The sequence below is a fragment of the Sphingobacterium sp. GVS05A genome (assembly GCF_019969845.1).
In the GTDB taxonomy this organism is placed as follows: Bacteria; Bacteroidota; Bacteroidia; order Sphingobacteriales; family Sphingobacteriaceae; genus Sphingobacterium.
This window is the reverse complement of sequence record NZ_JAHXYR010000006.1, coordinates 198,339-217,087: the sequence shown is the minus strand read 5'-3', so window position 1 is coordinate 217,087 and position 18,749 is coordinate 198,339. Positions and strand designations below refer to the sequence as shown.

General features: G+C 42.2%; 19 protein-coding genes. 11 read left to right on the top strand and 8 right to left on the bottom strand.

What is annotated here, in order from left to right; translation table 11 throughout:
• The first annotated feature begins 40 nt into the window (after positions 1-40).
• Complete coding sequence (locus LC454_RS16410; protein WP_223583556.1) at positions 41-922, top strand: DMT family transporter; 882 nt, start codon at positions 41-43, stop codon at positions 920-922.
• Positions 923-1,071: 149 nt separating this feature from the next.
• On the opposite strand, the gene LC454_RS16405 is transcribed toward LC454_RS16410, so the two are convergent.
• Positions 1,072-1,416: a GNAT family N-acetyltransferase gene (locus LC454_RS16405; protein ID WP_223583555.1), complete on the bottom strand. Its 345-nt coding sequence runs from the start codon at positions 1,414-1,416 to the stop codon at positions 1,072-1,074.
• A 198-nt stretch (positions 1,417-1,614) separates the two neighbouring features.
• Here LC454_RS16405 and LC454_RS16400 point away from each other — a divergent pair, with 198 nt between their 5' ends.
• From LC454_RS16400 to LC454_RS16385, 4 genes are all read left to right on the top strand, one after another.
• Positions 1,615-2,220 (top strand): FMN-binding negative transcriptional regulator, encoded by a 606-nt coding sequence (locus LC454_RS16400; protein WP_223583554.1) that lies wholly within the window; start codon positions 1,615-1,617, stop codon positions 2,218-2,220.
• A gap of 110 nt (positions 2,221-2,330) precedes the next feature.
• Positions 2,331-3,065, top strand: a complete 735-nt coding sequence (locus tag LC454_RS16395; RefSeq protein ID WP_223583553.1) for a YggS family pyridoxal phosphate-dependent enzyme — start codon at positions 2,331-2,333, stop codon at positions 3,063-3,065.
• Positions 3,066-3,075: 10 nt separating this feature from the next.
• Complete coding sequence (locus LC454_RS16390) at positions 3,076-3,807, top strand: glutamine amidotransferase-related protein (RefSeq protein ID WP_223583552.1); 732 nt, start codon at positions 3,076-3,078, stop codon at positions 3,805-3,807.
• Between the two features lie 299 nt (positions 3,808-4,106).
• Positions 4,107-4,424, top strand: coding sequence for a hypothetical protein (locus tag LC454_RS16385; protein ID WP_223583551.1), 318 nt, complete (start codon positions 4,107-4,109; stop codon positions 4,422-4,424).
• A gap of 116 nt (positions 4,425-4,540) precedes the next feature.
• On the opposite strand, the gene LC454_RS16380 is transcribed toward LC454_RS16385, so the two are convergent.
• On the bottom strand, positions 4,541-4,831 hold the full coding sequence (locus tag LC454_RS16380; RefSeq protein WP_223583550.1) for a putative quinol monooxygenase: 291 nt from the start codon (positions 4,829-4,831) through the stop codon (positions 4,541-4,543).
• Positions 4,828-5,439 (bottom strand): NAD(P)H-dependent oxidoreductase, encoded by a 612-nt coding sequence (locus tag LC454_RS16375; RefSeq protein WP_223583549.1) that lies wholly within the window; start codon positions 5,437-5,439, stop codon positions 4,828-4,830. Before LC454_RS16375 ends, LC454_RS16380 begins: the two co-directional genes overlap by 4 nt.
• 97 nt (positions 5,440-5,536) lie before the next feature.
• Between LC454_RS16375 and LC454_RS16370 the strand changes: the two genes are divergently transcribed.
• Entirely contained in the window at positions 5,537-6,433 is an 897-nt protein-coding gene (locus LC454_RS16370; RefSeq protein WP_223583548.1) for a LysR family transcriptional regulator, read from the top strand.
• A 7-nt stretch (positions 6,434-6,440) separates the two neighbouring features.
• Here LC454_RS16370 and LC454_RS16365 read toward each other — a convergent pair whose 3' ends face one another.
• Both LC454_RS16365 and lpdA read right to left on the bottom strand, forming a co-directional pair.
• Positions 6,441-7,010 (bottom strand): Crp/Fnr family transcriptional regulator, encoded by a 570-nt coding sequence (locus LC454_RS16365; RefSeq protein WP_120259001.1) that lies wholly within the window; start codon positions 7,008-7,010, stop codon positions 6,441-6,443.
• A 123-nt stretch (positions 7,011-7,133) separates the two neighbouring features.
• Positions 7,134-8,537, bottom strand: coding sequence for a dihydrolipoyl dehydrogenase (lpdA, locus tag LC454_RS16360; protein ID WP_223583547.1), 1,404 nt, complete (start codon positions 8,535-8,537; stop codon positions 7,134-7,136).
• A 355-nt stretch (positions 8,538-8,892) separates the two neighbouring features.
• Between lpdA and LC454_RS16355 the strand changes: the two genes are divergently transcribed.
• Positions 8,893-9,363 (top strand): OsmC family protein, encoded by a 471-nt coding sequence (locus LC454_RS16355; protein ID WP_223583546.1) that lies wholly within the window; start codon positions 8,893-8,895, stop codon positions 9,361-9,363.
• A 2-nt stretch (positions 9,364-9,365) separates the two neighbouring features.
• Here LC454_RS16355 and LC454_RS16350 read toward each other — a convergent pair whose 3' ends face one another.
• Positions 9,366-10,061 (bottom strand): LytR/AlgR family response regulator transcription factor, encoded by a 696-nt coding sequence (locus LC454_RS16350; RefSeq protein WP_120259004.1) that lies wholly within the window; start codon positions 10,059-10,061, stop codon positions 9,366-9,368.
• Between the two features lie 2 nt (positions 10,062-10,063).
• The gene (locus LC454_RS16345) at positions 10,064-11,074 is read right to left on the bottom strand and encodes a sensor histidine kinase (RefSeq protein ID WP_223583545.1); all 1,011 of its coding nucleotides are present in this window, start codon (positions 11,072-11,074) and stop codon (positions 10,064-10,066) included.
• 171 nt (positions 11,075-11,245) lie between these two features.
• On the opposite strand from LC454_RS16345, the gene LC454_RS16340 reads away from it, so the two are divergent.
• The 3 genes from LC454_RS16340 to LC454_RS16330 are packed head-to-tail and all read left to right on the top strand — an operon-like array spanning position 11,246 to position 17,029.
• Positions 11,246-12,634, top strand: a complete 1,389-nt coding sequence (locus tag LC454_RS16340) for a TolC family protein (RefSeq protein WP_223583544.1) — start codon at positions 11,246-11,248, stop codon at positions 12,632-12,634.
• Between the two features lie 10 nt (positions 12,635-12,644).
• Complete coding sequence (locus LC454_RS16335; RefSeq protein ID WP_223583543.1) at positions 12,645-15,935, top strand: efflux RND transporter permease subunit; 3,291 nt, start codon at positions 12,645-12,647, stop codon at positions 15,933-15,935.
• Positions 15,932-17,029: an efflux RND transporter periplasmic adaptor subunit gene (locus LC454_RS16330; protein WP_223583542.1), complete on the top strand. Its 1,098-nt coding sequence runs from the start codon at positions 15,932-15,934 to the stop codon at positions 17,027-17,029. Before LC454_RS16335 ends, LC454_RS16330 begins: the two co-directional genes overlap by 4 nt.
• A 146-nt stretch (positions 17,030-17,175) precedes the next feature.
• On the opposite strand, the gene LC454_RS16325 is transcribed toward LC454_RS16330, so the two are convergent.
• On the bottom strand, positions 17,176-18,213 hold the full coding sequence (locus tag LC454_RS16325) for a linear amide C-N hydrolase (RefSeq protein WP_223583541.1): 1,038 nt from the start codon (positions 18,211-18,213) through the stop codon (positions 17,176-17,178).
• A 250-nt stretch (positions 18,214-18,463) separates the two neighbouring features.
• On the opposite strand from LC454_RS16325, the gene LC454_RS16320 reads away from it, so the two are divergent.
• Positions 18,464-18,727: a hypothetical protein gene (locus LC454_RS16320; protein ID WP_223583540.1), complete on the top strand. Its 264-nt coding sequence runs from the start codon at positions 18,464-18,466 to the stop codon at positions 18,725-18,727.
• Positions 18,728-18,749 lie beyond the last annotated feature (22 nt).

Genomic DNA, 18,749 nt, shown 5'->3' with positions numbered 1-18,749 from the left:
CTATTCGCGAGATTTGTATCAAAATTTAGATAATCTGACAATGAGCATCAATACAGAAGCAACGGAATCATCAAATGGCTGGCTAAACGGTTTACTCGGCGTCATTATATTTAGTGGATCATTGCCTGCAACACGGATAGCAGTCTTAGATTTAGATCCATTCTTTGTGACCGTAGCCCGCGCTACTATCGCAGGTATGCTCGCCCTTATCGTATTAGTGATCAACAAGGAAAAATTCCCTCAAAAAACACAGTTTTTATCCCTTGGTATTGTGGCGTTGGGTGTAGTCATTGGTTTTCCCTTATTGAGTGCCTTGGCCCTACGTTATGTGACTTCCGCGCATTCCATTGTCTTTGTAGGCATACTTCCCGTATCAACTGCTGTTTTTGGTATCATTCGTGGTGGCGAGCGCCCCAGGCCAGTATTCTGGATCTTTTCGATATTGGGCAGTCTTTTGGTTGTTGGGTACGCTCTCAGGCAAGGTATATCTTCCTCCCCTGTTGGTGATATACTCATGCTATTTTCTGTTATTCTTTGTGGACTGGGCTATGCCGAAGGGGGCAAGCTTTCAAAGACATTAGGGGGCTGGCAGGTAATTTCTTGGGCATTGGTATTTTCATTACCAGTAGCGCTGCCTTTGACTTATATTTTTCTTCCCTCCACGGTGGCACATGTTGGCATTGGGGCCTGGGCAAGTCTCGCTTACGTCTCCCTCTTTAGCATGTTTATCGGTTTTATCTTTTGGTATAAAGGATTAGCTCAAGGCGGTATCGCCTCTATTGGACAGCTACAGCTCCTTCAACCCTTCTTTGGTCTAATCTTAGCCGCTAGCCTACTTCACGAAGAAGTGAATATCGGGATGTTATTCGTCACCATTGGTGTCATACTCTGCGTGGGTGGCGCTAAAAAATTTGCCAAATAACAAGACATGAAGCACAACAGACCTTGTCCGCTAACAATTATAAAACCAACACATACATCAGCTCAGCTGCGACAGTACCATCCGGCCATTCAACTTCACGGGAATGTGTATAGGTAAAATTAAAGGCTTGATTTGCTGCCTTTGACGGTTCATTCCCCGCGCGATGCGATACGGTGATCTGTGCACATCCCTTCTGGCGGGCCCATGCAATACGTGCCAGATAAATATAATCTTGACAACCCTTTTCCACGATGAGGTTCGCGAACAAAAGAAGCAATCAGAATAGCATTTGAGGCATCATCACGGTCCACTACCACGCCTGTTAACCCGACGATAGCCTCATGATCATATAGTCCAAATATCGCACAATTTTGATTCTCAAGTAGTGCCACCCAATCCTGCTGGCTGTAAGCCGCTTCTCGCTGATAATTACTTCCAAATACCCCAGGGTCTGTATCTAACGCCTCCAGTCTAATCTTCTGTAATCTTGCCATTGTGCTGGAGCTAAGCGCCGCAGTACGTAATTTTCTTTCTTCATTTCTTCTTTTACTATCATCAAGGTAAATATAGCCGACAATCTCGATTAGACCCATTAAAATTGTCACTGGACTATCCACTTTATTGAATTTGGACCATTTATTCCCATCACTTTTGCCCTATTTTTGATATGATCAAAAAAAATACCCCATTGTATGTACGTACCCAAACATTTTCAATTTAAAGAATATACGGAACAGGTCGCATTTATGAAACAATATAGTTTTGCAACGATTGTATCCATAAAAGACAATATTCCGATAGCAACACAACTTCCCTTTCAGATCAACGAACATGCAGATAAGCTATTTTTAAGTTCGCATTTTGCTGTTGCAAATGAGCAAGCAAAGTATATCGTAGAAAACACTTCGTTGGTTATTTTTTCAGAACCACATGCCTACATATCCCCTATGCATTATGACAAAGAGGAAAGCGTTCCCACCTGGGACTATATCGCTGTACATGCCTACGGAACAGCACGGATTATAAATAATGAGGACGAAAAAATAGAAGTATTAGAACAGATGATCAAGACCTATGACAGTGCTTATTTAAACCAATGGCGAGGGCTCTCAGATCGTTTTAAAAAAGGCATGATGCGAGGAATTGTCGCCTTCGAACTTGAAGTAACGGATCTGCAGGGGCAAAAAAAGATTAGTCAGAACAAAACTGCTGTCGAAAGGGAACGTATTGCCACATATTTAGAAAAAGGAGACAATCCAATCGAAAAGAGCATCGCCGCTTCTATCAGACAGCTATAGTCTCAATAAAAAATGGTTTTATCCCTTTGATAAACATATTTTTAGATTGGATAAAGATGAACAAATCGATCGTATGATAAAAAAATAGGATAAACAATTAATTCAAAAAAATGAATTCGACTATCAGTGACAATATAAAGATGATACTCCAACGTATCGAAACGGCTTGCCAGCGTAGTGGTCGAGATCCACAAGAGGTAACATTATTGCTCGCAACAAAAACTGTAACAGCGGATCGTATTAAAATCGCCTTACAAGCCGGACAGACCTTGATTGCCGAAAACAAAGTGCAGGAACTAAAGGAGAAATACGAAGACCTGAAGGGAATTCCACATCGCAATCATTTTATTGGACACTTACAGACCAATAAAATCAAAGAGATCCTTAAATATAATGTCTCCTGTGTGCACTCTGTAGACCGCCTCGATTTAGCTCAAAAGCTCCATCAGCGACTCACAGCCGAAAATAAAACCATAGATATACTCATTCAGGTCAATACATCTAACGAAGAAAGTAAATATGGTGCCGCCCCAGATCAGGTCATTGACCTCGTCAGGCAGATCGCCCCTCTGAACAGCTTACGCATAAAAGGATTGATGACGATTGGCATCCTAAGTGCCGAAGCTGAACAAGTCCGTAGGTGTTTCCAGTTGCTCAAACAGATTCAACAACAAATCATTATGCTCGATATTCCGAATGTATCGATGCAAGAATTATCCATGGGAATGAGTGGGGATCTGGAAATAGCAATTGCCGAAGGCGCAACTATTGTACGAGTAGGTACGGCGATATTCGGACAACGAAATACCCCCGATAGTTATTATTGGAACGAGAATTTGATTTAAAATAGAGCGTATGAATGTGCATTTTATACAGCATGAAGATTTTGAAGCTCCGGGAGCCTATTTGCAATGGGCATTAGCACGACACCATACAACGAGTTTCTCCAAGGTATATCAATATGAAGCGCTACCACAAGACGGCACGATGATAGACTTATTGGTTATTATGGGTGGTCCTCAAAGTCCAGATTCGTCTCAACAAGAATATCCTTATTATGATGCACAGGCTGAAATCGCCTTAATCAGGCAATGTATCCATGCTGGAAAAGCCGTTGTTGGGGTCTGTCTGGGATCACAATTGATCGGTGAAGCCCTAGGGGCAACATACGAACCGAGTCCGGAGAAAGAAATAGGTGTCTTTGGGATCCAACTTACTCAAGACGGTTTGGCGGATCAGAAAGTTAGGCATTTTGGCGAATTTCTACCTGTTGGTCACTGGCATAATGATATGCCGGGGCTCAGTCCAGCCAGTCAAGTTCTTGCGGTCAGTGCAGGTTGCCCAAGACAGATCGTAAGGTACACCGAACTGGTTTATGGCTTTCAATGCCATATGGAACTCAATTCGGAAGTTGTCGAATTGTTGATTCAGGCAGAGAAAGATCTTTTGCGCAAAAGCAAACTACATAGATTTGTACAGACCCCAGATCAAATCCGCAGTTATGACTACACCGAGATGAACAATAAGCTATTTCAATTTCTCGATCACCTGGAAGCTGCCTATCAACATACAAAAAACAATTTTTAGAACGGATCACAGCAATCCAAACCCGGTTCATCATCCATACACTGCAATCCAACATTACAGCGCGTATACAACGGCTTTGAAAATGACCGACAGTACAGCATCTGTAGTAGATTTAGCAGATTTTAGGAACGAGGTATAAAACCATCATGATTTATTCAAACCAAGTGAACCGAACGATTGAGCTCATGAATACCGTATAAAACATACACTCGACGAATAAATCTGATAGCTTCATCACAACAAAAAAAATTTATATAGATGAAAAAAAACTGTAGATTTAGTTATCAAACAAAACGTCGATGGATTTTACACTTAAGCATTTTTTTAGATCAGCCACGCTATTAATCTTCGGTCTGCTGTTATTTTCATGTTCGGTCAAAAAGAACGATGAAAATCTAATTTGGTATGAAAACCAGGTTATTGAACAGGCAGTACCCGAACAAGACTCGGTTTACAGGATACAGATTGGTATGATGGCTTCTTCTTTTTGGTTGGATAACAAAGGTGACGAGCGGAAAGATCAGTTATCTCTTTTACAAGAGAGTCTGAAGCAACGGAATCCCCTTACTATTGGCGTTGAAAAAGGAACCAATAAAATCATTCGTGTCACTAAATAGCAATAAACGGCTAGTACTCCTTAACGCTAACACGAATGATTTCAACAGTTTTTAATATAAAAACGCGTCTGATCCCAGTTTAAATTATAAATTTTGTCCTCCCTCTCAAAATGGAATCAAGCTATTTTTTCCATTAAGTAAATCTGTGGTATCTCTTGCAGCTTCTCCTCAACCATTCGGCCAAATGCAAGGATATAAGGTTGCTGATTATGTGCATCAAGTCCGGCTTGACTTTCCCAGATTTCATAAAAGATAAACTGATTCTCATCTTCAGCCAGCTGATGCAGATCATACTGTATACAAGCAGCTTCCTTTCGGCTCTCTTCGACCATATGCTGCAATGTATGCATAACCTCGATTCGAAATACCGGATTCGCCTTTAAAATAGCCGTTATATAGATCTTCATGATAACTGAGTTTCAAAATAAAATACCTCTTCCAAATATGCTTTATATTCCTTTTCGTAGTTATCCACACGCTCCTGTGTTGCGCCTTTCTCCATATCATGGAAATGAAAACTTCCAATACTTTCCAATCCAGCAAATTGATTCATCTTATGGAAACCAAACAGAACACCTTCATCAACAGAATGTTGATCAAAAAACTCGCCTTCCATCGTAAATGCCGTATCTGGCGCGTTCCAACTTGATGTTACAAAATACTTTTTCCCATGCATCAATCCACCGGTACCATAATTGATTGCCGGGTTCTTACGTGAACGACCATCACTCCGATAGATGCCATTATTGTGTCCAGCTGTAAACACTTCATCTATATAAAGCTTTAGACGGTTAGGCACCTGAAACCACCATACAGGGAAGTGATAAACAATGATATCCGCCCATTTAAAATTTTCAGCTTCGACCATCGCGTCAAATTCATCATTTACATTGGTCACACGGATTTCAAATCCATTTTTAACTAAGGTTTGCTCTGTCCAATTTGTAATTGTGGTATTAAAAGAACCACCTGAGTGTGCGAACTCCTGTCCGCCATTGATAATAAATATATTCATCTCTATTATTTTTATTATTGATAACACAAATTTCTATCATTTTTATAGATAATACAAATAATTTAAATTGTATATTTGTATCATTAAAATAATAGATATGAAATGGAACTTAGAATGGCTTCGTACATTTAAGGCGATTTATGAGACCGGCACACTTTCGGCGGCCGCACAAGAATTATTTATTTCGCAACCTGGCGTGAGTCTACATCTCAATTCTTTGGAAGCCTTTACAGGGCACAAACTATTCGATCGGTCAGCACGTCGGATGGTACCGACAGAGAAAGGAAAAATTTTATATAATTATATTATTGATCCGCTTAAAAAGCTAGAAATAGGCGAGCAACATTTTCACAATCGAGCTCTCGATGAACGTATTACCATCAGCGTTGGAATGTGTTTTGAAACCTTTCAATACACACTTGAGGAACATATTGCCCAACTTCCCTTCAACCTCATTATTAAATTCGGCGAATACCCGCAGATGCAACAGGATCTGGACAATGGGCTACTCGACCTCATTATTACACCGCAAAAAGGCAATCAGCAGAATTTAGTCTATCAGCCCTTTTCAAAAGAGCGTATCGTGCTGATCGCAGGTTGCCAAACAGATACAACCGAATTGGAAGCTTTATTGCACGACAATAAGATTAAGGAAGCTTCCCAGCTATTAAAAAAACAGCTATGGTACAGCACTGCCGCAGATATGGATCACCTCAGGAATTTCTGGTCAACACATTTTGGCGAACATCCCGATTTCAGCCCCAATTACATTGTACCCAATATCAGTTCCATTATACGTTGTCTCAGCAATAACAAAGGCTTTTCTATTGTTCCTGATTTTTTATGTGCAGAAGCTATTGCTTCCGGCAAAATAAAACTAGTCTGGGAAGGTCAGTCTCCGGTTGAGAATACACTTTATTTTGGCACACGCAAGAAAACAATGTACCAAGAGGAAATCAGCAAATTGGAAACATTGCTGCAGGAAAAATGGTAGATTTCCCTTATTGATTCAGCATCTTACTTAAGAATTCGGGGGTCACGCCAATATAGGCGGCCACCTGCTTTTGCGGAAGACAGGCTATCAAGCTAGGATAGCGTGTGCAAAATCGTTCATAACGCTCCTTAGCGGTCAAACGGAGATTTTCCATGGCACGGCTCTGGTAATATACCAAGGCATTTTCCGCCAACACCCTGAAATAAATATTCAATTTTGGGATCTCTGTATACAATCTATTGAGATCCGTTTTTGCGATCATGGCAATTTCAGAATCAAATACAGCATCAACGGCAAGATATCCCGGCTTACCCGTGACTAGGCTATACATATCCCCTATCCACCAACCTTCGGGTGCAAACTGCTGAATATATTGATACCCATTTTCATCCACACAATAACTGCGCAGACAACCCGAAACGACAAATAGTGCATAACGGCTAACATCCCCTTCCAACAATAAAAACTGTTTTTTCTTGACCTTTTTTATTTTGACAAAGGAAAAGAAAAGGTCCATTTCCTCCTTAGTAAGATCAATCTGTTTCAGGATGTTTTCCGTTAATATATGTTGGTCCATGCGGCAATATTCATTGATATTTAACAAATATAGTTTATCCCAAACCCCGAACCAAAGTTTCTATCAATTGTTTATTATTTGCAGAAAGCCAGCGACAGTGACCTTCTGCAAATTTAAATACAGTTAAATATTGACTGATGGTCGTCCTGATGCAATAGTATGTGCTTCCTTCATCACTTCGGAGTACGTCGGATGGGCGTAAGAAATCCTGGCCATACTATCTGCCGTAATTTCATATTCCAGCCCTACGACTGCCTGCGCAATAAGATCTGCAGCCCTTGCTCCCAGCACATGTACCCCCAACAGTTCACCATAGACCGGATCCGCCAAAACTTTCACAAAGCCCTGCGTGTCCATTCCCGCACGTGCACGGGCATTGGCAGAAAATGGAAAGCTCCCAACAGTATATTTCATTCCCTTCGCCTTGAGTTCCTCTTCGCTGAAACCGACAGATGCGACTTCAGGCCAGGTATAAACAACAGCAGGTATTCGATCATAATGTATATGCGGTTTTTGACCATTGATCTGTTCGACAACAAATAGTGCTTCCTCTTCCGCTTTATGGGCCAACATCGCCCCACCGATCACATCTCCGATAGCATAAATATTGGGTGCAGCGGTCTGCAGCTGATTATTTACCACAATTGTTCCCCTGGTATCCAACTGAACATCCGTATTTTCCAGCCCCAATTTTTCGGTATAAGCTTTGCGACCGACAGCCACCAACACATAGTCAGCCGTTATTTCCTGCTCCTGCCCAGATCGATCTTTGAACGAGACCTGCGCGCCATCGCCCAAATTTTCTGCTTTATAAACAGCCTGTTGAAGCAGTATGCGGATCCCTTCCTTGGACAGGATTTTTTTGAGCCCATCCCCCAGTTCATGATCCATATTTGCCAGGAGATGATCCGCATATTCGATGATCGTAACTTCAACGCCCAATCTATTAAATATAGAGGCCATTTCCACGCCAATCACACCACCACCAATTATAACCATGTTTTTTGGCTGCGCCTTTAGGGATAAAGCCTCCGTTGAAGTGATGATTCTTTCCTTATCAATCACTACCCCAGGAATAGTAGCCGGTTTCGACCCTGTGGCGATAATAATCTTATTGCCCTGAATAAGCTCGGTCACATTGTCTTTCTTGATAATGCTTAATGTCGAATTATCCACAAAGGATGCTGTACCCTGCATCACCGTTATCTTATTTTTCCGCATAAGAAAATTAAGACCTTGTGTATTCTGTAGTACCACCTGATCCTTACGCGCATACAGCCGTCCAAAGTCTACTGACAAGCCATCCGCCGTAATTCCATGTGCCGCAAAATGATGTACAGCATCGTGATAATGGTGGGTACTGTCCAAAATAGCCTTTGTCGGAATACAACCAACATTGGTACATGTTCCACCTAATGTATTGTATTTTTCGACCAATACCGTTTTATACCCCAATTGGGCAGCACGAATCGCGGCAACATATCCGCCGGGCCCAGAGCCAATAATGACTAGATCATATTGTTCCATATCTCAAATTATTTTTGTACCTAATTCCTATTTATCACGCTAACACCTGCCTTTTGAGCTACCTATATTTGCTATTAAATAATAATACCATTTGGTATATTACTAATCAAAAAATACCTACACAAGCCTAATTAAAACAATTTAAAATTTAAAAACGAATATCATGATGCAAATATATAAAATAAAATACCGTTAAGTATATTTTATTATTAACCAAAAAAAGAAAAGCATGGCCACTATATAAACGAATTGGCAGATCCGATACCTCTCCATAGACAATTGGAATTTATGACATAAAATGCCGCTGATATTTTATAACTTCACAAGGAATAAGCAATAAAAACATCATTTGTCGATGAAAGAACATCAATATAACGCGACGGTTGAATGGACGGGCAATTTAGGGAGTGGTACAGATCATTATAAAAACTATGAACGAAGCCACCAGATCAGCATAAAGGACAAAGTGATTATCCAGGGCTCTTCTGATCCGGCATTTCGTGGAGATCCCAACAAGCACAATCCCGAAGATCTCTTACTTGCGTCCTTATCCTCCTGCCACATGCTATGGTATCTTCATTTCTGTTCGGTCAACAATATTATCGTGGAATCATATATTGATCATGCCACAGGAACAATGATGGAGGAAGAAAGTGGCAAGGGCTTTTTTAAAGAGGTCATACTTAGCCCCTCAATCCGTGTACAGCGACCTGAAATGATCGCCAAAGCAATAGCGCTCCACAAAAAAGCCAATGAATATTGTTTTATTGCAAATTCAGTAAATTTTCCGGTGCTCCATCAACCTCATGTAAGTGCTGAAGGGTGATTTTACCTGTTCCCTAAGCGTTCTTGTAATTCTCTTCTGAAAGTAATCCCAACGGGCAGACTCATATTATTGATCTGCACCATACCATGTTCATACTTGCTGACCTTGTTGATAGAGGCAATATACGATTTATGGATGCGGACAAATTTGGACGCAGGTACCTGCGTTAAGATCTGTTGGGTGGTACTAGCAGTAAGATAAGTCTGTGCCGGTGTCACGATTTTTACGTAATTACCAAAACTCTGGATAAAATCGATCTGAGAAAGCTTCACCTCAATCAATCGTCCATCCATACGGATACTTATTGTTTTTGGCTCCTCCTCCTGTGGTATTATACTCTGGTTAAAAGATAGAAAGCGCTGTACAGCTTTAATAAAACGAGGAAAAGATATTGGTTTCAACAAATAGTCCACCACCCCATAGTCATAGCTTTCCAATGCGTACTCCGAATAGGCTGTTGTCAAGATCGTTTTGGGTGGATTGTCCAACATTTTCAAGAATTCCATTCCGGTAATTTCGGGCATGTCAATATCCAGAAAGATCAGGTCAACCCGATTATTGCGTAGATATTCCAGTGCTTCGAAGGCATTGTAGCACTGAGCGACCAATTCCAGATCAGCGCTTCTTTCAATATAATTTACCAATACATAATGTGCAGCTGGTTCATCGTCAACCACAATACAGCGATTTTTCTCCATGGCTAAAGATTTATAACTAAAGACACCTCAAACTCCTCTTTACTTGCATTTGTATTTAACTGATAGCGGTTGGGATAGAGCAATTTTAATCGCGCTATCGTATTTTCCAAACCTATTTTTGCCGAAAATACATTCCGTTTTTTCACGGGAACTGAATTTCGTACATGCAAATATAAGTTCCCTTTTTCAATCCTGATCGAAATTGATACGTAACAATCTTCTATACTACAGGTACCATGTTTAAAGGCATTCTCTACAAATGTGATCAATAGCATCGGCGCGATCTGGTACTTAACACCCTCTTCCCGCTGATAATCAAAGTCAATCTTGGTTCGATAGCCCAACCGTTCACGTTCCAATTCGATATAACTCGAAATAAAATCAATCTCATCATCCATTGAAACAAATTCCTTGTCGCTACTTTCCATCTGATAACGCAGCAGTTGTGACACTTTGATAATCAATTCAGAGGTACGTTCCGGGAATTTAAGGCTGATACCATAAATGGTATTTAAGGTATTGAACAAAAAATGGGGATTCAGCTGTTTTTTCAAATTAGACAATTGTGTCTGATTGGAGAGCAGTTCCCGTCGCGTTTTCAATCGTTGAAAACGATAGAATTCAATAAATTGGATACTTCCCAAAATACAGATCAACGAGCCCAATAATACGCCGACCTGATAATGGAATGTTTTCTGAGCGAGGCTTTTATACAAAAAACAGTTCTTGTAAATAAAGTTTTCCGTTATTTCTTTTAGCACCAAAGCAAACACCAACAATATTGCGATCGACGATAGCGCATACAATGTGGCTTTATTCTTTTTAAGCAAAAGAGGCAGCAGAAAAAAACGGTTCACCTGCGCATGGATATATAAGATCAAAAAATAGATCACCCCCATCAAGAAGCCTTTCCAGCTCAAAATCAGAATCCAGTCATTCAGCGTAAAGAGGATAAACGAGAAAACCAACAACATGGTTTCCTGTATGATCTTATTTTCCAGAACCTTTCTCATACTCCCTTATTTTGTTTAAAATCTGTTACAAAGTAAAAGTATTAAGTTTATAACCACCGAAAAATAAATGACGAATTACATTGGTCACTTTTAAACGCCATAGATCATTTTAAACGGACTATACAACAAGGTTCAGTCCTATCTTCGTTTCCATAAAATGATATATAACCTATGCTGAAATTGAATTTAGTGTTGTCATTGGCTGTATCACTTGCGACCTCAACCTCATTTGCACAAAAGCTTACCATCCGTGATGCCGTAGACCAAGGTCTTGCAAATTATGGAATTATTAAGGCAAAGGCGTATTATGTCCAGTCAGCACTACAGACCAACGAACAGGTAAAACGCGACTTCTGGCCTAATTTGACCGTTGCAGCGCAACAAGATTATGGAACCATCAATGGACAGAATGGCCCATTGTATGGATTTGGTGGACTCGGTGTTGCTTCTTCGGGTGCGGCACTTCCGGAGCAAAATTGGAATTCCGCTTTTGGAGCGCTTTATCTTGCCAACATCAATTGGGATATCTACACCTTTGGCCGCAGAAAAGAGCGCATCGAATTGAGTAAGGCGGACAGCAGACGCTTGGAAATTGATCTTCAACAAGAACAATTCCAGCATAAGATCAAGATTGCCGCAGCCTATCTAAATCTTCTGGCGAGCCAACGTCTTCAAAAAAATCAACAGAAAAACCTTGACCGCGCGCTCGTATTCTTTAACATCGCGGCTACCAAAGCCAAGAATGGGATTTTGCCCGGTGTCGATTCAACCCTGGCTTCGGCAGAAGTATCCCGCGCGAAGATCAGTTTGAATCAGGCCGGAGAGAATGTGAAGGAGCAAAACAACAAATTAACGGTACTGATGGGGATCAACGCAACAGATCTTCAAATTGACACTGCGCTGGTAACAAAAACACCTACCCAGCTACTGACCACCGACCCGACGTTGGTGGACAACAACCCCGTGCTTCAATATTACAAAAGCCGGATTGAAGTTGGCGAACAACAACTGCGACTGTCAAACAAGGAATACCTGCCCACCTTATCGGCCTTCGGTGTTTTCCAGGCAAGAGGTTCTGGCTTCAAAAGCGATTACACGACAGACCTCCATGCATTTACAAGAAACTACTGGGATGGTATCCGCCCCAACCGACAAAACTATCTTTTGGGCTTGGGAATCAATTGGAATTTAACCACGATCGCCCGAATCAACAAAAAAATCAGCGCACAACGGCATACCAACAATGCTTTACGGGAGGAATATCAAACCACCGCAGCACAATTTGTTGCACAGCTGGATGCCGCCGACGTTAAGATCAGATTAGCACAACAGAGCGATATCGAAGCCCCTCGACAAGTATCAGCGGCCCAACAGGCCTACAATCAAAAGATGGCTATGTACAAAAACGGTCTGGCGACACTTGTGGATGTCACCCAAACCCTATATACACTTAATCGAGCCGAAACAGATCGCGAAATCGTCCATATCAACCTGTGGCAATCACTTTTGCTGAAAGCAGCAGCAGCTGGAGATTTCGACATTTTCAACAAAGAACTATAAATAACACCGCATGAATTTAATACGTTTTGCCTTACGTAAGCCGATCTCCATCCTTGTGTTGGTCATGGGCCTTATTGTATTCGGAATAGGCGCAGTACGCACGATCAAGGTAGACATTTTGCCCAAAATGAACCTTCCTGTTATTTATATTGCGCACCCCTTTGGAGGTTATTCTCCAGATCAGATGGAGTCCTATTTTGCTAAAAACTACGTCAATATCCTGCTTTTTGCCAACGGAGTCAAATCCATTGAGACCAAAAATATCCAGGGGCTGACCTTAATGAAGATCTCCTACTACGAAGACACCAATATGGCTCAGGCTGCAGCCGAATTGAGTGCATTGGCCAACCGGATCCAGGCGTCCTTTCCCCCAGGATCACAACCACCCTTTATTATCCGGTTTGACGCATCTTCACTCCCTGTAGGGCAGCTGGTACTCAGCAGTGATAAACGTTCTAACAACGAACTCCAGGATCTAGCCAATGTCTATGTACGGGCTTCTTTTACCTCCATACCGGGATTACTTTCCCCACCACCTTTTGGAGGTAGTCCACGTACAATCGAAGTCAATGTTGACCCCGATCTGATGCGCAGTCACAATATGACCCCTGATCAGGTCGTCGAAGCATTAAAACTCAACAACCAGACCGCACCTGCCGGAAATGTCCGTATAAAAGATAAAAACTACATTACACCCACCAATAACACCATTCGTGATGTGAAGGATTTTGAGAAAATTCCGCTTTTTAAAGGCAGTGTACAAAATCTCTATCTGGGTGATATAGCTACTGTAAAAGATGGTGCCGATGTCACAGCAGGTTATGCACTGGTCAATGGCAAACGATCGGTCTACGTCAGCATTGCCAAAGCCGGGGATGCCTCCACTTGGGAGGTCGTACAAAATCTGAAGGCCGCACTTCCAAAAATACAGAATACCCTGCCCGAGGATGTCAAATTATCCTATGAGTTTGACCAATCCGTCTATGTCATCAACTCCGTCAAAAGTTTGATTACCGAAGGCGCTATCGGAGCAATACTCACTGGTCTGATGGTCTTATTATTTTTGGGCGACCGTAGAGCAGCTTTAATTGTTATCCTAACAATCCCAATCTCTGTTATTTCGGGCGTACTCTTCCTGAAACTATTTGGACAGACGATCAATCTAATGTCACTGAGTGGGTTGGCACTGGCAATCGGCATCCTCGTTGACGAGAGTACGGTTACGATAGAGAATATACACCAGCATCTGGATATGGGCAAACCCAAAGCATTGGCAATCTGGGATGCCTGTAAGGAAATTGCCCTGCCAAAGCTGTTGATTTTATTGTGTATCCTTGCCGTATTTGCGCCTGCATTTACAATGACAGGTATTCCGGGATCCCTATTCTTACCCTTAGCCCTGTCCATTGGATTCTCCATGATCATCTCCTTCCTGCTGTCACAGACTTTTGTACCGATCATGGCCAACTGGTTGATGAAAGATCACCACAAGACCGGTCCACATAAAATAAATCCAAAAGGACTGAATGCAGATGAAATAAAATTTGCCGAAACAGGTCTATCCGTTGAATCCGAACAAGATACCTTGAATCAGAAGAAACTCCTTGTCGAACGGGAAGATTTTAACAACGATGGCAAGATCAGCCTGTTTGAACGTTTCAGAAATCGGTTTATGAAAATGATCGACAGACTGTTCAAACAGAAGAAAATTATCACCGTCGTCTACCTGGTTGGTGCCATAAGCCTGGTGCTCGTTTTACTCAATACGATTGGACAGGACGTATTTCCAAAGGTCAATTCGAGCCAATTTCAGATGCGTCTGCGTGCGGTTGAAGGAACCCGTATCGAACGTACCGAAGAGAAAGCCAAACGCGCATTGGCCGAACTTGAAAAACTCGTTGGAAAAGAACATATAGGGATCTCCTCCGTGTACATTGGCCAGCACCCAGGGCAGTTCTCTGTATCGCCGATCTACCTATTTATGGCTGGGCCTCATGAGGCAGTTTTTCAAATCGCTCTTAAAGATTACGAGAACGATATGGACAGCTTCCGCGATGAATACAGAAAGCGACTCAAGGCCGCTCTTCCAGATGTGCAAGTTTCCTTTGAACCCATCGAACTCACCGATAAAGTCCTGAGCCAAGGTTCACCAACACCGATCGAGGTGCGAATTGCCAGTAAGAACAAAAAAAATAATGAGAAATATGCAGGTAAATTAATCGAAGAACTGAAAGCTATCCCCTATTTCAGGGATGTACAGCTGGCACAATCCATCAAATACCCGTCCTATGACATCAATATTGACCGGGTGCGTGCCGCTCAGCTCGGTATTGACCTTGCAGAAGTGACCCGATCATTGATCGCAGCAACATCGTCCTCCCGTTATACAGAGAAAAATACCTGGATTGATGAAAAAGCGGGGCTATCCTACAATGTACAAGTACAGGTTCCGATTGATAAAATGAAAGACGAGAAAGAGATTGGAGAAATACCATTGTTAAAAAATTCGTCAAGACCAATACTGAGCGACATTGCCACCATTACGCCATCTTATACTTATGGCGAGAATGACAACTTAGGTGCTATGCCCTACATTTCTGTCACGGCCAATATCGACCATACGGATCTGAAAACAGCCTCCAATGATGTACAACATAGTATTAAAGCTTTGGGCGAACTTCCACGCGGTCTTTCGGTGGAACAAATCGGATTGGGAAAAGTATTAAATGAAACCATGGATAGCCTACAGGCAGGTTTGGCTGTAGCAATTATTGTGATATTTCTGATGCTTTCGGCCAACTTTCAGTCGTTCAAAGTATCCTTGGTTGTTCTCACCACCGTGCCAGCAGTTGTTCTTGGATCCTTACTGATGCTCTTAATGACCGGTTCAACACTCAACATGCAATCCTATATGGGTATTATTATGTCTGTGGGTGTATCCATCGCCAATGCGGTGCTATTGATCACCAATGCGGAGCATATCCGCAAGCACAATCAAAATGCATTGGCAGCAGCACGCGAAGCAGCCTCACTGCGTCTACGTCCTATTATTATGACCAGTTTGGCCATGATTGTCGGGATGTTGCCAATGGCTATCGGTCATGGTGAAGGCGGTGAACAGGTATCCCCATTGGGACGTGCCGTTATCGGAGGCTTACTCTTCTCCACCTTTGCCGTACTGGTGATTTTACCTTTAATATTTGCTTGGGCACAAGAGAAAAGCAGCACCCAATCGATCTCCTTAGATCCCGAAGACGAAGAAAGTAAACATTATATCGCAGCATTAAAACCTTTATCATGAAACACAATCTCCTAAAAATATTATCCGCAGTTGGCCTGCTCGCCTACTTAACCGGATGTCAGTCCGCTGCCGAGGAAAACAGCAAAAAAGTAGCAGTTGTAACGGCAAGTCCAGCAATGGAAACATTTGCACCGTCCAAACAGAAACTAACAAACAAGATGCAGATACCGGGCGAGATCAGTGGATTTCAGCAGGTAGAAATTTATGCCAAAGTGAGCAGCTATGTACGAGCATTAAAAGTTGACATTGGCAGTCGGGTTCAGACCGGACAGCTGTTAGCTGTACTCGAGGCTCCAGAATTGAGTTCACAATTGTCAGCCGCAAAATCAAGGTTAAAGTCGCAGGAAGCGATTTACATGGCCACCAAAAGTACCTACGATAGACTGTTCGAAACCAGTAAAGTCGAAGGTACTGTAGCCCGACTGGATCTTGAGGTCGCCGAAGCGAAAAAGAATGCTGATTTCGCCCAATTTCAGGCGGCAAAATCTGCCTATGCGGAGGTACAGAACCTATTGAACTACCTCGAAATACGTGCCCCATTTGATGGTGTTATCGCTACACGTAATGTCAATCAGGGTGCGTATGTCGGACCAGCGGGCAGGGGTTCGGAGATGCCCATCATGACCATCCAGCAACAGAGCAAGCTCCGTTTGGCTGTTGCCGTACCCGAACAATATGCCGGCTTCCTGGCAGCAGATCAACCGCTGCAGTTTACCGTAAAGTCCTTGCCGGGCCAACAGTTTTCAGGTAAGATCGCACGCAAGTCAGGCGCGCTGGATAGCAGATTCAGATCTGAACGAGTTGAAATCGACATTACAAATACCAACAACAAACTCCTCCCGGGTATGGTTGCTGAGGTCGAGCTGCCCCTGACTTCTCAGGATAGCACCTTTGTTGTTCCCAAAGCCGCAGTCTTTACCTCAGGTGAAGGAAGTTTTGTCATCGCCGTTGTGGACAACAAAACAAGTCGTGTTCCGGTACAAAAAGGACGTAGCATTGACGGACAGGTAGAAATCTTTGGCAATCTTAATCCGACCATGCGGCTTGTGAGTAAAGCCGATGAAGAAATCGCGGATGGCACCACCGTTAAATAAAAACAAGAAAGCTGTCCTAAGAATAAAAACGAAGCCCATGCGCATTGATCGTTGAAAAGAGATGCTCGGGAATACGAATAAATTAAAAGCCAATAGGGTGTCCAAAAATATCAGACACCCTATTGGCTTTTATTATTTTCACACGACTATATACCCATAAATTTAAAGGCGTTGGCAGATTTAAATAGTCCATTTGAGATGCCATTAATTGCTATGCCCTGTTTTAAATCTAATTTCATAACAGGGGAGCCTTTTTTCAAATCAAATTTAGTAAGATCCACCCATAAAGTTCCCGGAGTCAACACATTCTCAAAATAATAAACTTTATTCTTTTGATCTGCGACTGACCGCCATCGGGTAGAGGAAATATTAGGTTCAGTTTCCGAGCTGATACCAAATGGGACAGAGCAATTACGAATGACACTAAATACACTCGCGACAGCAGTTCGTGTATCCTCCGTTTGCGGGATGGCATTGATATAATACGAAGCACGCACAAAACGATCTGCAGCCCGATTGGTACCCGGAAGCATAATTGTCCCCGGGATTCCCTGCCAGTATCTGTTTAAAGCCAGCTGTTCCTCAAATACGGGTGAATTTGTCATCACCGTATATGCTGCATTATGGTGAATAACCAATTTTCCATTGATATATTCAAAGATGGCATTGTCACCCGTTGCATCCGAAAGGGATAGATGTACGGTCGTAAACTTTTCGGTTCCCGGAATATAGTCACTCACAATTACAAAAGGCTCGTCCTGCAACACCTTCACCGCCTCAGCCACCGTCGCAAAATTGTCAAGTACATATTGTGCCCAAGCAGAGATCGCTAGCCCCTTTTTTGTTCCGGTGGGATCAAATTTAGGATAAGTAGACTCGACCAGCCAAAGGACATTGGCGACCAGTCCCTTTTCATTCAGTCCATCCACGGTCGCAATATCCCATGCACTAGCAATCACACTACCATATTGTGATGTCCAGGTCAGCGATTGCGGCCCCACTTCACCACTTCTTTGCACACCACGCGGAAATACCCAAATATTCGCAGCAATGTCATCCTTCCAGTCCATGCTACGTGCTGTAATAACCGTTTGACCGGGCCCCTTGTAGACCACCCTGGTGCAGGCATTCGTCTCTCCATACAGGAGGACTACAATTAAGATAATTGAAAAAAGATACTTCATAAAATAGTTGTTTGAAATATTAACAAATACTTAATGATATTGTTTATATAAAATTATAAATAAAAAAACACCATTATAAAGCAATCTCCTCAAACTCTTTAACATCTCATCCGCTGAAAGATCTTATTTTCTGGAGTACCCCCAGATCTTTTTTTGCTGTAACCTACGTCTTTTAGTTTTTAACCTTATTTTTTGCTATTTTCAAAATAGATCGCTACAACGACAGTGAATCATTTAACTAAAAAATCAATTGCTAAAGGACATATTGAAGATCATTACATCAGGGATGAAACTTGGGCTTATCGTATTTCTGATCCAAAGTATATTGATTTGTATCGATGGGCTGCGTGACAAAAAGACCAAAGCGGCTATCGGTATTGTTCTCGGTAATAAAATCAACCCCGACGGTAGTCCCTCGGAGAGACTACAGGAACGATTAAACAAAAGTATCCAGCTATACAGGGCAAACCGGATTCAGATGATCCTTGTCAGCGGAGGCTTTGGAAGTACATAGCCATTCAATCAAAAAGAAGTTT